The 900-nt window shown below is 52.6% G+C and carries 2 protein-coding genes; both read right to left on the reverse strand.

Annotation, left to right across the window (positions count from 1 at the left end; genetic code table 11):
- The coding region (locus tag D7D26_RS11960) for an IS630 family transposase (RefSeq protein WP_120373184.1) at positions 1 to 380 on the reverse strand (380 nt) is incomplete at its 3' end.
- Between the two features lie 32 nt (positions 381 to 412).
- A partial coding sequence (locus tag D7D26_RS11965) for a helix-turn-helix domain-containing protein (RefSeq protein WP_342447432.1) occupies positions 413 to 900 on the reverse strand: 488 nt, incomplete at its 5' end.

The following is a 900-nucleotide window of genomic DNA, read 5'->3' on the forward strand; positions in this document are numbered from 1 at the left end:
CGAAAGCCCTGACAGCGCAGCTCTCTCCAGATCTGCTCAATGGGGTTCATCTCGGGGGTATAGGGGGGAATATGGAACAGGGTGATGTTGGCAGGAACCTGAAGCGCTTTGGACTTGTGCCAGGCAGCTCCGTCACAGCAGAGCAGAATATGGTCTTCCGGAAATCGGTGTGAAAGTTCCCGCAGGAAAACGTTCATGCAATCGCTGTCGCAGTTGGGCATGATCAGAAAGAGGCTTTCTCCCGTAAGCGGCTCTACGGCACCGTAAGCATAGCGGTATTCGCGGATGTGAAGGCAGGGAACGTTCGGTCGAATGCCTTTCCTGCACCAGCAGTATTTGGGCGTGTTGATTCTGCCGAAGCCGGCTTCGTCCTGAAACATCAGTCTGACGTTCCCTGTTGTGGATAACTCTTTTAATTCCTGAACTTGAGCGTTAATTTTTTTGAGGCCTCGATGGCCTCCTCGTTCGCTTTCCTGGGGTGACGGCTGCGCGGCATGACTTTTCTCCAGCCATGACGTTTCAGGACCGCGTAAATCTGAGTCGGACTGATAGTATGTCCCACCGCGGTCTGATAGGCTTGGGCTATTTCCGCCACCGAAACGATTTCTCCTTTCCCGGCTTTCTCCAGGTAAGGAGCAAGTACGGCTTCTTCCTGCTCATAGGTCATGTTCCGATGGTTGCCGAGGTAATGGCATTGCAGCACATACGAGAGACCGCGATGGATAAACTGCGAGATGATCTTGCTGACGTTCGTGAAGTGGTATTCCGTGATTTCGCTGATTTCTTTCAGGGTTTTCCCTTCGGCGCGCAAGCTGAGGATTCTCAGTTTGGCTTCGATCTTCTTGTTGCGATTCTTTTTCCGCGCTGCTTCGATTTCCGCCTGCTGTTCCGATGTGATCT

This window comes from Pyramidobacter sp. CG50-2, from assembly GCF_003612005.1.
GTDB lineage: Bacteria > Synergistota > Synergistia > Synergistales > Dethiosulfovibrionaceae > Pyramidobacter.